This is a genomic window from Marilutibacter penaei, from assembly GCF_014145395.1.
GTDB classification, from domain to species: Bacteria; Pseudomonadota; Gammaproteobacteria; order Xanthomonadales; family Xanthomonadaceae; genus Marilutibacter; species Marilutibacter penaei.
In genome coordinates this window covers 175,369-192,307 of sequence record NZ_JACHTE010000003.1, presented here as the reverse complement: position 1 = coordinate 192,307, position 16,939 = coordinate 175,369, and the positions used below count along the sequence as shown (strand labels likewise).

Here is a 16,939-nt window from a genome sequence, read left to right as displayed (position 1 = left end):
GCTCAGTCGCCCGCCGCGTCGGCGCCGGGTGTCGGGTCCGGCGCCTGCATCCGCGGCAGGTCGGGATTGCCCGGCGCCAGGCTGGCATCCACCTGGATGGGACGGCCCCAGCGGCGGTAGCTGTCGACGATGCCCTGCTTGAGGCGCTGGAACGCCGCGGAGCCGGGTTCGGCACCCAGGTCGCGGGCCACCGCCACCCAGCCCGATGCGCTTCGCCGCGACCAGCCGTCGGCGACCTGCCGGCAGGCGCGGCCCGAGACGTCGGCGAGCGCACAGGCCTGGTAGACGTCGCCGGGGGACCACCCGCGCTCGAGCAACAGCGCCTGCACCAGCGCGCGCGGGGCCTCGTGGTAGCGCACCACTTCGTCGATGAAGGGTTGGGGATAGATGGCGCCGTAGCGGTCCATGTCCGCCAGCCACGCGTCCACCCATGGATCACCGCTGCCGGGTGGCGCCTCCTCGTCCGCGACGGCCGTGGCATCGCTGGCATCCTGGGCGCGCGCGCCGGACGCCCACGCCAATGCCAGCGGGAGTGCCAGCACCCACCCCAGCGCGACGCGTTGCAGGTGCACCGGCAACCCTCAGCGGGAGATGACGAACTTGCCGAACGCCACGCCGATGTCCCAGCCTTCGCCGGTCCCGGCCAGCGCCAGCGACACCTCGCCCTTGGTCACCACCTGGGCCTTGCTGGACCGGCCGGCGCCGGCGTGCGCTTCGGCCGTGGCATAGGTGCCCAGCAACTCGTTGATGTCATCGACACCGGAAAACTCACCCACGCCATCCTCGATCTTCGACTTGCCGAAGGACAGGCCGCCCCCCTTGGTCTCGATCTTCACCGCCATGCTCTGGCCGTTGTCGCAGGTGATGGTGCCGTTGCCGGATGCGGTCTTGTAGAAGACCGACCAGCCTTCGAGGTCGAAGCGCAACTTGCAGTCCACCTCTCCGGCGTGGGCGGGCGTGGCGGCGGCGAGTGCAAGCGCGAGGATCAACAGGGGGCGACGTGACATCCGCAGGGTCTCCATGGCGTGTCGGCAGGCACCAAGGCTAGCACCTGGCACCTTCAGTCGCGGTCACGGCCGCGGTCGCGTCGGCCATCGTGGCGGACGCGGTAGTCACGGTAGTCGCGGCGGTCGTACCGGCGATCGGCGCGCGCGTCGTGGCGCGGATCGTAATAGCGCACCACGCAGTCGCCACGACGGTTGCAGTCGCGGTCCAGGCGGACGTCGCGGTTGCGGTAGTAGCCGTGGGCCACACCGTAGGGCGGGCCGCTGCGGCGATACTGCCGGGGTACGTGGCGGTAGTAACGCCGATGACCGTCACGGTCCCTGACCACGATGATGCGGTCGTTGTAGCCATAGTTGCCGTGGCGGTAATAGGGCTGGCCCGAGCGGTAGATCACGTCGGCCACGTTCACCAGCACGCGGACGAGGTCGTCGTTGGCCCGGGCCGGAGCGGGCGCCAGCGCAGCCATGGCGAGGCCGGCGGCCAGGACGGAGGGCATCAACCAACGGGGGGTCAGGGTCATCGCGGGCTCCTTTCGTGCGGGGACGTGGCTCCACCCTGCGATGCCCGGAGTGAACGGGTTTTTAATGTCCGATGCTGCAGATGCGAACCATTCAGGCACCGGCCGCCGCTTCGTGGATCGAGCGCAAGGCCTCCGGCAGCGCATCGGCCGACGCGACCACGCGCAACCGCGGCGCATCCGCGGCCACTTCCGCCTCGGTCTCGTGGGCCCATGTCAGGTGGTAGGGCACGTGCACGCCCCAGCCCCCCAGCGTCAGCACCGGGGCGATGTCGGAGCGCAGGGAGTTGCCGACCATGGCGAATGCCTCGGCGGGACAGTCGAATTCCTCCAGCAGCCGCCGGTAGGTGGACACGTCCTTCTCGCTGACGATCTCGATGCGACGGAACAGGTCGGCCAGTCCACAGTCGCGGACCTTCTGCTCCTGGTGGAACAGGTCCCCCTTGGTGATCAATACGATCTCGAACGCCCCGGCGACCGCCTCCACCGCGTCCCGGATGCCGGGCAGCAGCTCCACGGGATGCTGCAGCAGGGTCTTGGCCAACCCCACGATGCGATGCACGTCGGAGGCGCTGATGCGCGCGTCGGTGATCGTGACCGCGGCCTCCACCATCGACAGCGCCATGCCCTTCACGCCGTAGCCGAACAGCGCGATGTTGGCCTTCTCGATCGCGTAGAGGCGGTCGGCCACGTCATCGATATCGACGTACCGGCCCACGATCTGCTCGAACTCGTCCTGCGCGGCGCGGAAGTAGTCCTCGCTGCGCCACAGCGTGTCGTCGGCATCGAAGCCGACCATGCGGATGCCTGCCATGCCTGCCAGTATGCCGGCGCAGGACGGGGGGCGCGATGCCGGAAGTCGTCGTCGCGCCAAGAAAGAAGGAAGGGCCGCCGAAGCCGCCGTCGCATGAAGAAGGAAGGGCGGCCGAAGCCGCCCTTCCGGGGGAAGTCGCGTCCTGTCAGGGGAGACCAGGGGAGTGGACGCGACTACACGCAGCCCGTGCGCCTTACTGCGCCGGGTTGGCCTCGCCGCCCTGGGTCTGGGCGATGTAGGCCTTGTACTCGTCCGCGGTCAGGGTGCCGTCCGCATCGGCATCCGCCGAATCGAACACCTGGCTCAATGCCGGCACGGCGGCCGCTTCGTCCTTGCTGACCGAGCCGTCCTGGTTGACGTCGATGTCGGCCCAGCTCTTACGCGGTGCCTCGGCATCGTTCATGGTGGTGGTGTCCTGCTGCGGCGTGGCGGCGTCCTGTTGTTCCTGGGCGAACGCGACCGACGTGCCCATGGCGGCCAGCGACAGGGCGAGGATCAGCGGCTTGCGAATGTTCATGGAATGCCTCCTGGGGGATGGGGGAATGTCACTGCACGGCCTGTTGTGGTTGTCGTGATTGACCGTACGGCTCACACCCTGCGCCCGCCGGGATGAATCGCGAGCCGCTGCCGATCCGCGCCTCCACGGCCCGTTAACCCCGTGGCAGCGAAGACGCGCTAGCACGGCCGTGCAGCGTGACCGAACGCCGGTTTTCAGATGCCGGGCCCCATGAACCGAACACAACGTTAACGGCCCCGGCCGCGCACCGGAGCGAAGCGGCTCAACGAAAGCCGCGTTGCAAGCGCGGTGGGGGATGCGAGAATCGAGGTTTGACGCCATCCCATCGGCAGGACGCCACCGACCGGAGCCATGCCCATGCCCCCTCGCCCCAGCCGTTCCCCACGCCGCCCCCGCCTGCTCGCCGTCGCCTGCCTGGGGGTACTGCTTTCGGCATGCAATACCAGCAATGGGGATGTCGGCAGCCCGGAGACCGTTGCGGCGGCCGGGGAGACGGTGGGGCCGTTCGTGCAGCGCGAATGGGGGCGCTTCGAGGAGCCCTGGGCGCTGGCCTTCCTCCCGGACGGCCAGTTGCTGGTCACCGAGAAGCCCGGCCACCTGAAGCGGGTCGACCTCAGCGGCACCACCGCGCGCATCGGTGACATCACCGGCCTGCCCGAGGTTGCCTACGGCGGCCAGGGTGGCCTGGGCGACATCGCGCTGCACCCGGACTTCGACCGCAACCATCTGGTCTATATCAGCTATGCCGAACCCGGCGACGGCGACACCCGCGGCGCGGCGGTCGCGCGCGCGCGCCTGAAGCTGGATACCGAAGGCGGCGGCGAACTGCAGGATGTCGAAGTGATCTGGCGCCAGGTGCCGAAGGTGACCGGCCAGGGCCATTACAGCCATCGCTTGCTGTTCGGGCCGGACGGACACCTGTGGGTCAGCTCCGGCGAACGGCAGAAATTCGACCCGGCGCAGGACATGGCCAGCAACATGGGCAAGATCCTCCGGCTGGACGACGACGGCACGCCGGTCGCGGACAATCCCTTCGCCGACGAGGGCGAGGTGGCGGCCCAGGTCTGGTCGCTCGGCCATCGCAACGTGCTCGGCATCGCGTTCGATGCCGACGGCCAGTTGTGGAACCACGAAATGGGACCGAAGGGCGGTGACGAGCTCAACCGGGTCGTGCGTGGGGGCAATTACGGCTATCCGATCGTCTCCAACGGCGATCACTACGACGGCCGGCCCATCCCGGACCACGACACCCAGCCCCAGTTCAATGCGCCGGTGATCACCTGGACGCCCGTGATCTCGCCCTCGGGCTTCGTGATCTACAACGGCGATGCATTCGCCGACTGGAACGGCGACGGGTTCATCACCGGCCTGTCCTCGGAATCGCTGGTGCGCGTGGAGTTCGACGCGGACGCCGGTGCGAGGGAAGCCGAACGCTGGGACATGGGCCACCGCATGCGCGGCATCGCCCAGGGACCGCAGGGACACCTGTGGCTGATCGAAGACGGCGACGACGCCCGCCTGCTGGAACTCTCGCCCCCGCCGCCCGCACCCGCCCCGGCCGAGGCCGACTGAGCCTCACCCGTTCATCTTCACGCGCTCCTTGCATTCCCTGCGGCAGGCTGAACCCGGATCCGGAGCAGCCTGCCGCCACATCCGATCCGCATCCGCCTGTCCAGGCCACGTGCTTTTGATCGAGGTCAAACGGGGTTAACGGTCGCGGTCCATGCTGGTCGGCGGCCTCGGCCGTGATCTCGAACCGCCCTTCCTGGCCCGAACTGGGGATCGTCCGGATGCAAACGTCGGTGGAAACCTATAACGACAAGGTCGTGCGCCAGCTCACGGTGATGACCGTGGTCTGGGGCATCGTGGGCATGGCGGTGGGCGTGTTCATCGCCGCCCAGCTGTACTGGCCCACCCTGGGCGAAGGCATTCCGTGGCTCAGCTACGGTCGCCTGCGTCCGCTGCACACCAATGCGGTGATCTTCGCGTTCGGCGGCAGCGCCCTGATGGCGACCAGTTTCCACGTGGTCCAGCGCACCTGCCACGTGCGCCTGTTCTCGGACAAGCTGGCGGCCTTCGTCTTCTGGGGCTGGCAGGCGGTGATCGTCGCCGCCGCGATCACCCTGCCGATGGGGCTGACCCAGGGCAAGGAATACGCGGAGCTGGAGTGGCCGATCGACATCCTGATCACTGCGGTCTGGGTGGCCTACGCGGTGGTGTTCTTCGGCACGATCGCGAAACGCCGGGTGAAGCACATCTACGTCGCCAACTGGTTCTACGGCGCCTTCATCATCACCATCGCGCTGCTGCACATCGTCAACAACCTCGCGATCCCGGTCGGCTGGGGCAAGTCCTACTCGCTCTATACCGGTGCCGTCGATGCGATGGCGCAATGGTGGTACGGGCACAACGCGGTGGGCTTCTTCCTGACCGCCGGCTTCCTCGGGATGATGTATTACTACGTACCCAAGCAGGCACAGCGCCCGGTCTATTCCTATCGGCTGTCGATCGTGCACTTCTGGGCGCTGATCGCCATCTATATGTGGGCCGGCCCGCACCACCTGCAATACACCGCGCTCCCCGACTGGGTGCAGTCCGTGGGCATGGTGTTCTCGCTGATCCTGCTCGCGCCCAGCTGGGGCGGTGCGATCAACGGCATCCTCACGCTGTCGGGCGCCTGGCACAAGCTCCGCACCGACCCCATCCTCAAGTTCCTGATCGTCGCGATCTCCTTCTACATGATCGCCACCTTCGAGGGGCCGATGATGTCGATCAAGACGGTCAATTCGCTGTCCCACTACACCGACTGGACCGTCGGCCACGTGCACGGCGGCGCGCTGGGCTGGGTCGCGATGATCACGCTGGGCTCCATCTACGCGATGTTGCCGGGGCTGCTGGGCCAGAAGCAGATGCACTCGGTCAGGGCGATCGACGCGCACTTCTGGATCCACACCATCGGCGTGGTCTTCTACATCGCCGCGATGTGGATCGCGGGCGTCATGCAGGGCCTGATGTGGCGCGCCACCAACGACGACGGGACGCTGACCTACAGCTTCGTCGAGGCGCTCAACGCCACCTACCCCTACTACCTGGCCCGCTTCATCGGTGGCGTGCTGGTGGTGTCGGGCATGGTGCTGATGGCCTGGAACGTGTTCAAGACCTGGCAGCGCGCGCCTGCGCTGGAGCCCACGCCCGTGCTGCCGCCGCACCGCGCCGAGGCGATCGCCTGAGGACCGACGCATGAGCCATTCCCACGAGAAAGTCGAGACCAACGTCGGCCTGATGGCCGTGCTGATCGCGGTGGCGGTGTCGTTCGGCGGCCTGGCCGAGATCGTGCCGCTGATGTACCAGGCGGAGGCCATCAAGCCCCTGCCCGGCGTCAAGCCTTACCCCGCGCTGGAGCTGGCCGGCCGCGACGTCTACGTGCGCGAGGGCTGCTACAACTGCCACTCGCAGATGGTGCGGACGCTTCGCTTCGAAACCGAGCGCTACGGGCACTACTCACTGGCTGGGGAGTCGGTGTACGACCGCCCGTTCCAGTGGGGCAGCAAGCGCACCGGTCCGGACCTGGCCCGGGTGGGCGGCCGTTATTCCGACGCCTGGCACCGCGTGCACCTGATCAACCCGCGCGACGTGGTGCCGGAGTCCAACATGCCGGCGTTCCCCTGGCTGGAGACGGCGACGGTCGATGGCGCCGAGGTGGAGGCACGGATGAAGGCGCTGCGCCGGATCGGCGACCCCTACACCGACGAGGACATCGCCGGTGCACGCGAGGCCGTTGCCGGCAAGAGTGAGCTCGACGCGATGGTGGCGTACCTGCAGGGCCTCGGCCGGCACGCACCGCGGGGAGGTGAGTGATGGTCTCCGGCATCGTCACCCTGGTCCTGCTGGTGCTGTTCGTCGGCGGCTGGATCCACCTGTGGAACCCGAAGCTGAAACCCGAGCTGGAGGCCGCCGCGCGGCTGCCGTTCGATGAAGGCGAGCCGCTTGAAGGCCCGGAGGAGACGCAATGATGAGCGCTGCCTGGTCGTGGTACGTGATCGCCCTGATCGTGCTCAACATCGTCGGCTGCGTCTGGCTGCTCTGGTGGACGGGCCGGCGCAAGCCGGGCGACCCGGCGCCCACCGACACCAGCCACTACTGGGACGGCGACATCACCGAATACAACAAGCCGATGCCGAAGTGGTGGATCAACCTCTTCTACATCACCATCGTGTTCTCCATCGGCTACCTGATCTACTATCCCGGCCTCGGTGCCTACCCCGGCGTCGCCGGCTGGACGTCGGCAGGCAAGCACGAGCAGGACAAGGAAAAGTTCGACGCCCGCCTGGAGGAAACCTTCCGTCCCTACGTGGGCCAGTCGATCGACGTGATCGCGCGCGACCCCACCGCGGTGGAACTGGGCCGGGCGATCTTCAGCAACACCTGCGCCACCTGCCACGGCTCCACCGCGCAGGGCGCCATCGGCTACCCCAACCTCACCGACGACATCTGGCACTGGGGCGGCAGCCCCGACCAGATCCTGCACACCGTGCTGGATGGACGCGAGGGCGTGATGCCCGAGTGGGGCAAGGTGCTGACCGGCATGAAAGGCGACAATGCAGTGGACTACGTGATCGCCTACGTGCGCACGCTGTCCAATCCCGAAGCCCTCCAGGGCGATTTCATGGCCGCCCAGGGCAAGCCGCTGTACGAAGGCGTCTGCGTCGCCTGCCACGGTATCGACGGCACCGGCAACCAGGAACTCGGCGCGCCCGACCTGACCGACGGCTACTGGATGTACGGCACCAGCAAGGCCAGCCTGTACCAGACCATCGCCCACGGCCGGCACGGGGTGATGCCCGCGCACCGGGAACTGCTGGGCGAAACGCGCTCACGCCTCGTGGCCGCGTACGTGTGGTCGCTGTCCCACGAGGACGGCGCCGGGACCGCGCAATAGCCCATGCCCGACTACACCGCTCCCCGGCTGGACCACCCGCCGCGACCGATGGCGCAGCGGGTGGGCGCGATCCTGTGGCCCAGCTTCTTCACCGCCTGCATCTGCACCATGGTGTTCTTCGCCCACCTCGATCCACTCGAGCTGCGCGACCTGACCTTCCCCGGCCTGCCGCTGACCCGCGCACTGGGCTACAGCATCGGCTTCTTCATGTTCTGGCTGGCGGCCGCGGCCTCCAGCCTGTTCACCTGGATCCTGCTGCGGCCGCCCAGCCGCTTCAACAAACCGCTGCCCCCGGGATGACCCCGGCGCGGTGAGTGCCCACGATGAGCGAGAAAATCCCCATCGACCTGCTGGATGACGGCAGCGCACTGTACGTCAGCGAGCGCAAGATCTATCCGCGCGACGTGGAGGGCCGCTACCAGACGCTGCGCAAGATCGCGGTATGGGTGCTGCTGGGCATGTTCTACGTGTTCCCGTGGCTCACCTGGGACGGCCGGCAGGCGGTGCTGTTCGACCTCCCGGCACGCAAGTTCTACGTGTTCGGGCTGAACTTCTGGCCCCAGGACTTCATCTTCCTCGCGCTGTTGCTGATCATCGCCGGCCTCGCGCTGTTCTTCTTCACCGCGCTGGCCGGCCGCCTGTGGTGCGGCTACGCATGCCCGCAGACCGTGTGGACGGAGGTGTTCCTGTGGATGGAGCGCTGGACGGAGGGCGACCGCATGAAGCGGATGAAGCTCGACGCCGCGCCCTGGAGCCGGGAGAAGCTGCTGAGGAAGGGCGGCAAGCACCTGCTCTGGCTGGTGTTCGCGCTGTGGACCGGCTTCACCTTCACCGGCTTCTTCACCCCGATCAAGGACCTGGCGGCACGCGCGCCGTTTGGCTGGGGGGCCTGGGAGACCTTCTGGGTGCTGTTCTACGCGCTGGCCACCTGGGGCAACGCCGGCTTCCTGCGCGAACAGGTCTGCAAGTACATGTGTCCGTACGCGCGCTTCCAGAGCGCGATGTTCGACCGCAACACCCTGCTGATCGCCTACGATCCGATGCGCGGCGAGCCGCGCGGTCCGCGCAAGCGGGGGCTGGCGAGCGTGCTGGAACGCGCGCGGGGCCTGATCGGCCTCGACATCGCCAACGACTACGTCTTCCGCGCCGCGCACGCGCAACAGAAGGTGCAGGCCGCCGGGACCACCTCGATCATGGACGAGGGCCTGGTGGCCGAGCCGTTGCCGAAGTTCGCGCCGGAAGAACTGGGTGACTGCATCGACTGCACGCTGTGCGTACAGGTCTGCCCCACCGGCATCGACATCCGCAACGGCCTGCAGTACGAATGCATCGCATGCGGCGCGTGCATCGATGCCTGCGACCAGGTGATGGACAAGATGGGCTATCCGCCCGGGCTGATCCGCTATGCCACCCAGAACGCCATCGATGGCAAGCCCACGCGCGTGTTGCGCCCGCGCATCCTCGTCTACGGCGTGCTGCTGGGGGGCCTGTTCTTGGCCTGGGCATGGGGCGTCACTCATCGCAGCCCTCTGATCGCGGAGGTCCTGCGCGATCGCAATGCGCTTTATCGCGAAGCGGACGGCGGACGCATCGAGAACGGGTACCAGCTCAAGCTGGTGAACAAGACCGTCGAGCCGCAGTCGTATACCCTCCGCGTACAGGCGCCGGCGGGCGTTGCCCTCGTCGATGGCGACACGCGTATCGAGGCAGGCGCCGAGCAGGTCCTGACCCTGCCGCTGACGCTGGCCGCCGACCGCGATACCGTGCAGGGCCGGCAGCCCGTCGTTTTCACCATCGAGTCCAGCGACGGCAGCGCGCGCGAGGACGTCGAATCGAGCTTCTTCGGACCCGTCGAATGACCCAGCGCCACCCCTTGCGTGAACCCATGGTCTGGCTGCTGGTCGGCCTCCCGGTCGTCGCCGTCGTGGCGGGCATCGCCACGGTGGTGATCTCCTCGCGCAGCGGCGGTGCCGATGCCGTCATCGACCCCGGCGAGCGCACTGCGCAGATCCAGACGGTCGAGCTGGGTCCGGACGAACGCGCCGCGGCGCTCAAGCTGTCGGCCGTGCTGCAGGTCGATGGCCAACGCCTGCGGTTGCTTCCCGCCAGCGGCGACTGGGTGGTGGACACCACGTCCGGCGACGACGACGACGACGAGGCGCAGGACACTGCGCGTCCGAGTGCCTCGCAGCGGCTGCGCGACGCCACCTCGCACCAGCAGACCCTGGAACTGGTCCTCTCGCACCCCAGCCGGGCGGAGGATGACCTGCACCTGCAGCTCGCCCCCAGCGACCTCGGCTGGGAAACCGAACTATCCGCGCCCCTCGACCCCGGTCACGACTGGCTGGCGCGCCTGACGCCGGCCGGCGGCCATTGGCGCCTCCGCGGCCGCCTCCTGGCCGGCCAGCACGCCGCCCGCCTGGGACCTGCGCTGGCGGAGGACTAGACGCGCGTGGACGGGCACGCGCACGCGGCGGAGGCGACGGTCGCGCCAACCGGCGCCTGCCACCACTGCGGCGAACGCCTGCCGGCGCGGGAGTGCGTCGAGATCCGCGTGGGCGGCGACGCGCAACGCTTCTGTTGCGACGGGTGCGCAGCGGCCGCCCGGTGGATCGAGGCGGCCGACCTCGACGACTACTACCGCCTGCGCCAGGCGCCGGCGGGGCGCGTCGGTACCGACCTGCCGGACTATGCTGCCTTCGATCGCGCCCACGTGCTCGACGCACACAGCCATGCCGTCGAGGGCGGGCGTGAGATCACCGTGCTGACCGACGGCATGCGCTGCGCCGCCTGCGCATGGCTGATCGACCGCGCCCTGCGCGGCACGCGCGGGGTCCTGGACGTGACCGCGAACGCCGTTACCGGGCGGATCCAGGTGGCCTGGAACCCGGAGGTCGTCCCCCTGTCCACGCTCATGGCCCGGCTCGCGGCGCTCGGCTACCGGCCGTGGCTGGCGACCGGCGAGGCGCGGGAACGCGAACGCCGACGGACCCGCCGGCAATGGCTGCTCCGCCTGGGCGTCGCCGGGCTGGGGGCCATGCAGGCGATGATGCTGGCCGAGGCGCTGTACCTCGACGTCAACCAGAGCATGCCGGTCGCCACCCGCGATTTCTTCCGCTGGCTGACCTTCCTGGTGTCCACGCCGGTGGTGTTCTATTCGGGATGGCCGTTCCTCGAGGGCATGGCCCGCGAACTTCGCGCTCGCCGTCCGGGAATGGATACCTTGATCGCCGGCTCCACGCTGCTGGCCTACTTCGCCAGCCTGCTGGAAACCCTGCGTGGCGGGCCTCATGTGTGGTACGACGCCGCGGTGATGTTCGTGTTGCTGCTGCTGGTCGCGCGGATGCTCGAGCAGCGCGCGCGTGGCATCGCCAGTGCCCAGGTGGATGCACTCGCCCGCGCGCGTCCGGCGTTGGCGACGCGCGAGCGGGACGGTGGGGCGCTGCCGGAGCAGGTCCCCCTGGCCGAGCTCGAAGTGGGCGACGTGGTACGGGTGGCGCCCGGCGAGGCCGTGCCGGCGGACGGCGTGCTGCTGGACCGCGCCTCCGCCTTCGACGAGGCCCTGCTGACCGGCGAGTCCACCGCCGCGGCACGCCAGCCGGGCGATACCGTACTGGCCGGCAGCCATTGCCGCGGCACCCCCGCGCGCATCCGCCTGGTGCGCACCGGCCACGATACCCGGCTGTCGCAACTGGGCCGGCTGGTCGACCAGGCACAGGCCGCCCGCCCCCGCGCGGCCGCCATCGCCGACCAGGTCGCGAGCCGCTTCGTCGTGGGGCTACTGGCGATCGCCGTGCTCGTTTACCTCGGGTGGCGGATCCACGACCCCACGCGCGCCCTGGAAGTCACGCTCGCGGTGCTGGTGGTCAGCTGCCCCTGCGCGCTGTCGCTCGCGGTCCCGACGGCGCTGACGACGGCGCACGGCGCGCTCGCCCGCATGGGCGTGCTGGCCTTGCGGCCTGACGCGCTGGAGGCGCTGGCCGGGGTGGACCGCATGGTCTTCGACAAGACCGGCACGCTCAGCGATGGACACCCGGTCGTCGCCGGCGTGCAGGCGTACGGCGATCTCGACGCACCGGCCGCGATGCGCATCGCGGCGGCACTGGAACGGGACAGCCGGCACCCGATCGCGCGCGCTTTCGAACGGGTCGAGGGCGTGCCCCGGGCAGAGGCGGCGCACCTGCACCCCGGCGAGGGGCTGTCGGGTCGCGTCGACGGTCGCGAGTGGCGCCTCGGCCGCGCCGGCTTCGCCTGCGCCGGGCAGCCCGGTGACGACAGCGGGCTGTGGCTCGGCGAGGCGGGCCAGCCCATCGCCCGCTTCGACATCCGTGAGTCGACACGCGTCGATGCCCGGTCCGCCATCGACGCGCTGCGTGGGCAGGGGATGGCGGTGGAAATCTGCAGCGGCGATGCGGCGTCGGCCGTCGAACGCTTCGCCCGCGTGCTGGGGATCGATACCGTGCAGGCGCGGCAGTCCCCCGAGGACAAGCTCGCCCACGTGCGCACCCTCCAGGCCCGCGGCGACACCGTGGGCATGGTGGGCGATGGGCTCAACGATGCGCCGGTACTCGCCGGGGCCAACGTATCGCTGGCGATGGCCGATGGGGCGTCGCTGGCGCAACGGGCGGCGGACTTCGTCGTCACCAGCCCTTCGCTGCTGCGCATCCCCGAGGCCGTGGAGATCGCGCGACGTACCCGTCGCATCGTCCGCCAGAACCTGGCCTGGGCCACCGGCTACAACCTGCTTGCGCTTCCGCTTGCCGCCAGCGGCCACGTGACGCCCTGGATGGCCGCGCTCGGAATGGCGCTATCCTCGTTGCTGGTGACCCTCAATGCGCTGCGCCTGGCGCGCTCGCCGCGCCCGCTCGCCCCGCCGGCTGCCACCCCCGCCGCACGCGCCACGCCCTCGCCATGACGATCCTGCTCATCCTCATCCCGCTCAGCCTTGGCCTGCTCGTCGCGGCCATCTGGGCGTTCACCTGGGCGGTCCGCAAGGGGCAGTTCGACGACCTCGACACACCGGCGCTTGACATCCTGCGCGACGATCCCGCCCCCCGCGACCCCGCGGAGCGGGCGCCGCGCGACTGAGCCATGCCGATCGACTGGCTGACCGTCGGTGCCGCGCTGCTCACCGGCCTGCTCGGCGGGGTGCATTGCGCGGCGATGTGCGGTGGCATCGCGACCGGCTTCTCCGCGATGGGCGGTGGCAATGCCGCCCTCAGGACGGCCGTTGAAGTGAACCTCGGCCGCGTCGCCGGGTACGTGCTCGCCGGTGCGATCGCCGGCGGCATCGGGCAGGGCATCGTGCAGGTCGCCCGGGTGGACGCCTTTGCCCTGGGCCTGCGCATGCTGGTCGGCGTCGTACTGGTCGCGGTGGCCTTGCGGCTGCTGGACCGCGGCGGTCGGCTGGTGTTCCTGACCGGCCTGGGCCATCGCTTCTGGCAATGGCTGCGCCCGTTGCAGGGGCCGCTGTTGCCGGCGCGCAGCACCCCGCGCCGGGTTGCGCTGGGCATGCTGTGGGGATGGCTGCCCTGCGGCCTGAGCACCACCCTCCTGCTGGCCGCCTGGCTGCAGGCCGACGCTCGCAATGGCGCATTGACGATGGCGGCCTTCGGGCTCGGCACCCTGCCCGTGATGTTGCCGCTCACCTGGTCCGGGGCCCGGCTGGGCCGCCTGCTGGCCGATCCACGCTGGCGCACCGCGGCGGCACTGCTGGTGATGCTGGCCGGCCTGCTGACGCTCACCGCGCCGTGGCTGATGCAGGTCCCGGCCCTGCACGGATTGCTGGAACGGCTGGGCTGCGCCACCCTGCCGCAAGGCTAAGCGGTCAGGCCGACTGGCGGCCCGACAGGCCCTCGCAGGCCTCGCCGTCGTGGGCGAGCAGCGCGAGGGCCGCCGGGTCGCGAATGCACACCCGCCGGCCGCGCACGTCGATCACGCCGTCCTCCTGCATCCGCGTCAGGCCGCGGCTCACGGTTTCCAGCGCAAGCCCCAGGTAGCGGGCGATATCGTCCCGGCTCATCGGCAGTCGCAGTTCGCTGGCCGAGGCCCCGACCAGCGCGTAGCGCTCCGAGAGGCCCTGCAGGAACAGGGCGAGGCGCTCGTGTGCCTGTCGCCGTACCAGCAGGCCGGCATGCAGGTGGTCGCGCTCGAGGCTGCGCCCGATGACCCGCAGCAACTGCGCCTGCAGGCCGGGCACTTCGCGCGCCACCGCATTCAACCGGTCCAGTTGCACCTCGCAGACCTCGGAGTCCACCAGCGCCACGGCTTCGCAGCGATGGACGCCGCCGGCCAGGCCGTCCAGCCCGACCAGTTCCCCGGGCAGGTGGAAACCGACCACGTGCGCTTCGCCACCCTCGCTGATGCTGACGGTTTTCAGGGCGCCGCTGCTCGCGACGAACAGCGCCTCCTGGGCCGTGCCCACGAAATACAGGTGCTCGCCACGACGCACCCGGCGCGGTCGCCGGAGCGTCCGTTCCAGGTGCGCGAGGGACTCGGCATCAAGCCCCGAGGGAAGGCAGAGTTGCTGGAGCGAACACAGCGAGCAGCTCCGGCGCAGCCGGGCAAGGCCCGCGGGCGCCTCGAGGAAGACGGCTTCGTTCATCGGCACGCATTGTCGCATGCCGCCCGCCTGGCCCGGCCGGTGTCCCGCCGTCAGCGCAGTTCCGCGGCCATCACCAGTTCATCGACGGGGTAGCCGCGCGCCAGGGCCCGTGTCCGCAACTGCTCGAACAGACTGCGGTCCATCGTCGGCTCCCGCGACAGCACCCACAGGTAGTCGAGGCTGGGCGAACCCACGACCGCCCAGCGGTACTGCGGATCGTGTTCGAGCACCCAGTAGTCCCCCCACACGAACGGCACCCACGATAACCATTCGGGCGCAAACCGGACTTCCAGGGCGCCTTCCGCATCCCCGGCCGGGCGGGCAACGCCTTCGGACACGTCCATCTCACCGTCCTCGGTGCGGCAGGCATTGCGGACGCCGACCGTGCCATCCGCGCGCGGGGTGTAGGTGGCGGTGATATCGGACACGCACTGCCGCTGGAAGAACATGGGCAGGTGGGCGATCTCGTGCCACTCGCCCGCATACTGCTGCAGGTCAAGCGCCTCGACCGGGACGTTGGGCAGGGGATCAGCCGCGCGGACGGGCGCGAAGGCCATTGCGGGCAACAGGGCAAGGCAGGCGAGGGACGGCACGAGGCGTCGCATGGGAACCTCCGTTGAAGTGACGGGAGGATCCTTGGGCCCCCGCCGTGACTTCGGCGTGAGCCGTGCCGCGGCCGTTCAGGCCCGGGCAGGCTTCAGCGCAGCCACCCGCGCGAAGCGCAGCGCCGGGCGTACAGCCACAGCGCGATGCCAACCAGCACCACGATCACCGGGAACACCACGCTGCTGCCGCCCAGCAGCGCCAACGCGTCGGTGAACGCGAACACCCCGCCGAACTGAAGCGCAGCGGCGATGAACGACAGCAGGAACAGCAGCGCCGCCGCGCGCCTGCGCATCACCAGCAACAACGCGCCCAGCGCGCCGGAGAACACGGCCAGCGCATACAGCAGGTTGATCCACGCCGGGCTCTGCGCTTGCAACGCGATCTGCGCCTCGGTCGTGGCCATGCGGTCCTGCAGCAGGAAGGACACCACGCCCATCAGCTCCCACAGCAGCGCCAGCACCGCGATGACATAAAACCCCTTGCCCGGTTTCGTCGACACGCTCATTGCCCCACCCCCTCATCGTTGATGCGTCTGGGCGCCTGCCCCTCAATGCCGCGCAGCAGTGGCCGTCGCGGCCGTTTCGTCCGGACCGGTCCGGCGCTGCGACCGCTCTTCTTCCAGCCACTCCAGGTATTGCGGAAGCGACTTGCCGACCGACATGGCTTCGTGCGTGGCCGCCGCATCCAGGGCACTCGACACCTGCAGCCGCAGTTCGAGTCCCGCCTGCGCGCGCGTCGCGATGGTGTGCTTGAGCATCGCCAGCACCATCGCCGCGCTGCTGGTGGTGGTGATGGCCTTGGCACCGAGCACCAGCACCCATTCACCGTCACGCAGGCCGGCGCCCCCCACCACCTGGCCGTCCGCATCGAGAAGCTGGGCGTGGGGCTTCATCACGCCACCGAGGCGACGGATCGGCCGCGATCCCGCCTGCTGGCGACGCGCATCGCGCCGGGCCTTTGAGTCTCTGGACATGGCATCGGCCCTTGGTTCGTTCCTGCGGGACAGCTTACTACCGCGTTCCGGCGTCTGCTGCATCGGCCTCCGGCCGATAGGCGTAATGCCAGGGCTCCGTGGGCTGCGCCAGCGGCCCCTCGAACGCCGGATCCATCGCCATCAGCTCGGCCAGCCGCGCCGCCCATCCCGCATCGACCCAGTCCGTGTCGATGCGCCGGGAATCGGTCCCTGCCACGAGGACGTCGCCCTGCATGACCTGGAAATCAAAGGCCCGCGCCTGGCCATGCGCCGACAGGCCCGGCGCAGCGAGGTTGGGGGCGGGCTCCGGTCGCCATGCCCGCAGCCAGGCGGCGAAGCCGTCGGGATCGTCGCCGCAGGCGCGCGTCGCCGGCGCCTCCAACTGCAGGGCGGCCTGGCCCACCGAAGCATTGGTATTCCAGCGCTGCAGCTGCGTATCGAGGCTGCGAACGCGGGTGTTCACGTAAAGCGTGTAGCCCGGGTGGGTCTCGGCGAACCGCGCCTGCACGCGTGCCAGCGCCGCCATCGCCCGTTCGTGCGCCGGGGAGTCCTGGTACGCCTCGATCTCGGCGTCGGTCCAGCTCCATCGCGCATCGAGGTTCCCGGCCCTCAGGTACGAACGCAGCGCAAGCGCCTGGCGCGGCGTTCCATCCATCGCCCCCAGCGCCGCACGCACCTTGTCGGGCAGCGCCCCGGCCGCGGACGCCACGCAGGCGTCGAGCCCCGTCCCCGTGCCGCCGTCCACCGGACCTGCTCCCGCGGGACCGCCCGCCATGCCCAGGCCCGCCATGCACGCCATCACCACCGCATCCCGCCACCGCATCCGCCACCCCGCCATCGTCTGCATGGCCCCATCATGCCCCAGCCTTGCGACACGATGAACGCAGCGCCTATGCCGCACGTCTGTCATCACCTTGCCTCAATGCAGCGGATGGTATCCCGGCAGCACACACGACTGGACCGC

Annotated in this window: 21 protein-coding genes; 11 read left to right on the top strand and 10 right to left on the bottom strand. The window is 69.6% G+C overall.

Annotated features, from left to right (window positions below; genetic code table 11):
• Positions 1-2: 2 nt before the first annotated feature.
• The 5 genes from H4F99_RS05090 to H4F99_RS05070 all read right to left on the bottom strand — a co-directional run bounded on the left by H4F99_RS05090 (position 3) and on the right by H4F99_RS05070 (position 2,853).
• Entirely contained in the window at positions 3-572 is a 570-nt protein-coding gene (locus tag H4F99_RS05090; protein WP_182668649.1) for a hypothetical protein, read from the bottom strand.
• Positions 573-581: 9 nt separating this feature from the next.
• Positions 582-1,007 carry a hypothetical protein gene (locus H4F99_RS05085; RefSeq protein ID WP_182668648.1) on the bottom strand — a complete coding sequence of 142 codons (426 nt, stop codon included), beginning with the start codon at positions 1,005-1,007 and terminating at the stop codon, positions 582-584.
• 53 nt (positions 1,008-1,060) lie between these two features.
• Positions 1,061-1,525, bottom strand: a complete 465-nt coding sequence (locus H4F99_RS05080; RefSeq protein ID WP_182668818.1) for a hypothetical protein — start codon at positions 1,523-1,525, stop codon at positions 1,061-1,063.
• 91 nt (positions 1,526-1,616) lie between these two features.
• On the bottom strand, positions 1,617-2,336 hold the full coding sequence (locus H4F99_RS05075; RefSeq protein ID WP_182668647.1) for an HAD family hydrolase: 720 nt from the start codon (positions 2,334-2,336) through the stop codon (positions 1,617-1,619).
• A 193-nt stretch (positions 2,337-2,529) separates the two neighbouring features.
• Positions 2,530-2,853, bottom strand: coding sequence for an EF-hand domain-containing protein (locus H4F99_RS05070; RefSeq protein WP_182668646.1), 324 nt, complete (start codon positions 2,851-2,853; stop codon positions 2,530-2,532).
• A 357-nt stretch (positions 2,854-3,210) separates the two neighbouring features.
• On the opposite strand from H4F99_RS05070, the gene H4F99_RS05065 reads away from it, so the two are divergent.
• The 11 genes from H4F99_RS05065 (at position 3,211) to H4F99_RS05015 (ending at position 13,615) form a co-directional block, all read left to right on the top strand.
• Positions 3,211-4,425 (top strand): PQQ-dependent sugar dehydrogenase, encoded by a 1,215-nt coding sequence (locus H4F99_RS05065; protein ID WP_182668645.1) that lies wholly within the window; start codon positions 3,211-3,213, stop codon positions 4,423-4,425.
• Between the two features lie 218 nt (positions 4,426-4,643).
• Positions 4,644-6,083 (top strand): cytochrome-c oxidase, cbb3-type subunit I, encoded by a 1,440-nt coding sequence (gene ccoN / locus H4F99_RS05060; protein ID WP_182668644.1) that lies wholly within the window; start codon positions 4,644-4,646, stop codon positions 6,081-6,083.
• A gap of 10 nt (positions 6,084-6,093) precedes the next feature.
• Positions 6,094-6,711, top strand: a complete 618-nt coding sequence (gene ccoO, locus H4F99_RS05055) for a cytochrome-c oxidase, cbb3-type subunit II (RefSeq protein WP_182668643.1) — start codon at positions 6,094-6,096, stop codon at positions 6,709-6,711.
• Positions 6,711-6,866 (top strand): CcoQ/FixQ family Cbb3-type cytochrome c oxidase assembly chaperone, encoded by a 156-nt coding sequence (locus tag H4F99_RS05050; protein WP_182668642.1) that lies wholly within the window; start codon positions 6,711-6,713, stop codon positions 6,864-6,866. The genes ccoO and H4F99_RS05050 overlap by 1 nt, the downstream gene beginning before the upstream one ends.
• Positions 6,866-7,792, top strand: a complete 927-nt coding sequence (ccoP, locus tag H4F99_RS05045) for a cytochrome-c oxidase, cbb3-type subunit III (RefSeq protein ID WP_182668641.1) — start codon at positions 6,866-6,868, stop codon at positions 7,790-7,792. Before H4F99_RS05050 ends, ccoP begins: the two co-directional genes overlap by 1 nt.
• Before the next feature lie 3 nt (positions 7,793-7,795).
• Positions 7,796-8,092 (top strand): hypothetical protein, encoded by a 297-nt coding sequence (locus H4F99_RS05040; RefSeq protein ID WP_182668640.1) that lies wholly within the window; start codon positions 7,796-7,798, stop codon positions 8,090-8,092.
• 23 nt (positions 8,093-8,115) lie between these two features.
• Complete coding sequence (locus H4F99_RS05035) at positions 8,116-9,651, top strand: 4Fe-4S dicluster domain-containing protein (RefSeq protein WP_182668639.1); 1,536 nt, start codon at positions 8,116-8,118, stop codon at positions 9,649-9,651.
• Positions 9,648-10,238 carry a FixH family protein gene (locus H4F99_RS05030; protein WP_182668638.1) on the top strand — a complete coding sequence of 197 codons (591 nt, stop codon included), beginning with the start codon at positions 9,648-9,650 and terminating at the stop codon, positions 10,236-10,238. Before H4F99_RS05035 ends, H4F99_RS05030 begins: the two co-directional genes overlap by 4 nt.
• Positions 10,239-10,244: 6 nt before the next feature.
• A complete protein-coding gene (locus H4F99_RS05025; protein ID WP_182668637.1) occupies positions 10,245-12,707 on the top strand; it encodes a heavy metal translocating P-type ATPase metal-binding domain-containing protein in 2,463 nt (820 codons plus the stop codon).
• Entirely contained in the window at positions 12,704-12,880 is a 177-nt protein-coding gene (gene ccoS / locus H4F99_RS05020; RefSeq protein ID WP_182668636.1) for a cbb3-type cytochrome oxidase assembly protein CcoS, read from the top strand. The genes H4F99_RS05025 and ccoS overlap by 4 nt, the downstream gene beginning before the upstream one ends.
• A gap of 3 nt (positions 12,881-12,883) precedes the next feature.
• Positions 12,884-13,615 (top strand): sulfite exporter TauE/SafE family protein, encoded by a 732-nt coding sequence (locus H4F99_RS05015; protein ID WP_182668635.1) that lies wholly within the window; start codon positions 12,884-12,886, stop codon positions 13,613-13,615.
• A 4-nt stretch (positions 13,616-13,619) separates the two neighbouring features.
• Here the strand turns inward: H4F99_RS05015 and H4F99_RS05010 are convergent, their stop codons facing one another.
• From H4F99_RS05010 to H4F99_RS04990, 5 genes are all read right to left on the bottom strand, one after another.
• Positions 13,620-14,396 carry a helix-turn-helix domain-containing protein gene (locus tag H4F99_RS05010; RefSeq protein ID WP_182668634.1) on the bottom strand — a complete coding sequence of 259 codons (777 nt, stop codon included), beginning with the start codon at positions 14,394-14,396 and terminating at the stop codon, positions 13,620-13,622.
• Between the two features lie 50 nt (positions 14,397-14,446).
• Positions 14,447-15,001: a lipocalin family protein gene (locus H4F99_RS05005; protein ID WP_182668633.1), complete on the bottom strand. Its 555-nt coding sequence runs from the start codon at positions 14,999-15,001 to the stop codon at positions 14,447-14,449.
• A gap of 92 nt (positions 15,002-15,093) precedes the next feature.
• Complete coding sequence (locus tag H4F99_RS05000; protein WP_182668632.1) at positions 15,094-15,507, bottom strand: sugar transporter; 414 nt, start codon at positions 15,505-15,507, stop codon at positions 15,094-15,096.
• A gap of 42 nt (positions 15,508-15,549) precedes the next feature.
• Complete coding sequence (locus H4F99_RS04995) at positions 15,550-15,975, bottom strand: hypothetical protein (RefSeq protein ID WP_182668631.1); 426 nt, start codon at positions 15,973-15,975, stop codon at positions 15,550-15,552.
• Positions 15,976-16,012: 37 nt separating this feature from the next.
• Positions 16,013-16,822 carry a hypothetical protein gene (locus H4F99_RS04990; RefSeq protein ID WP_182668630.1) on the bottom strand — a complete coding sequence of 270 codons (810 nt, stop codon included), beginning with the start codon at positions 16,820-16,822 and terminating at the stop codon, positions 16,013-16,015.
• Positions 16,823-16,939: the final 117 nt, after the last annotated feature.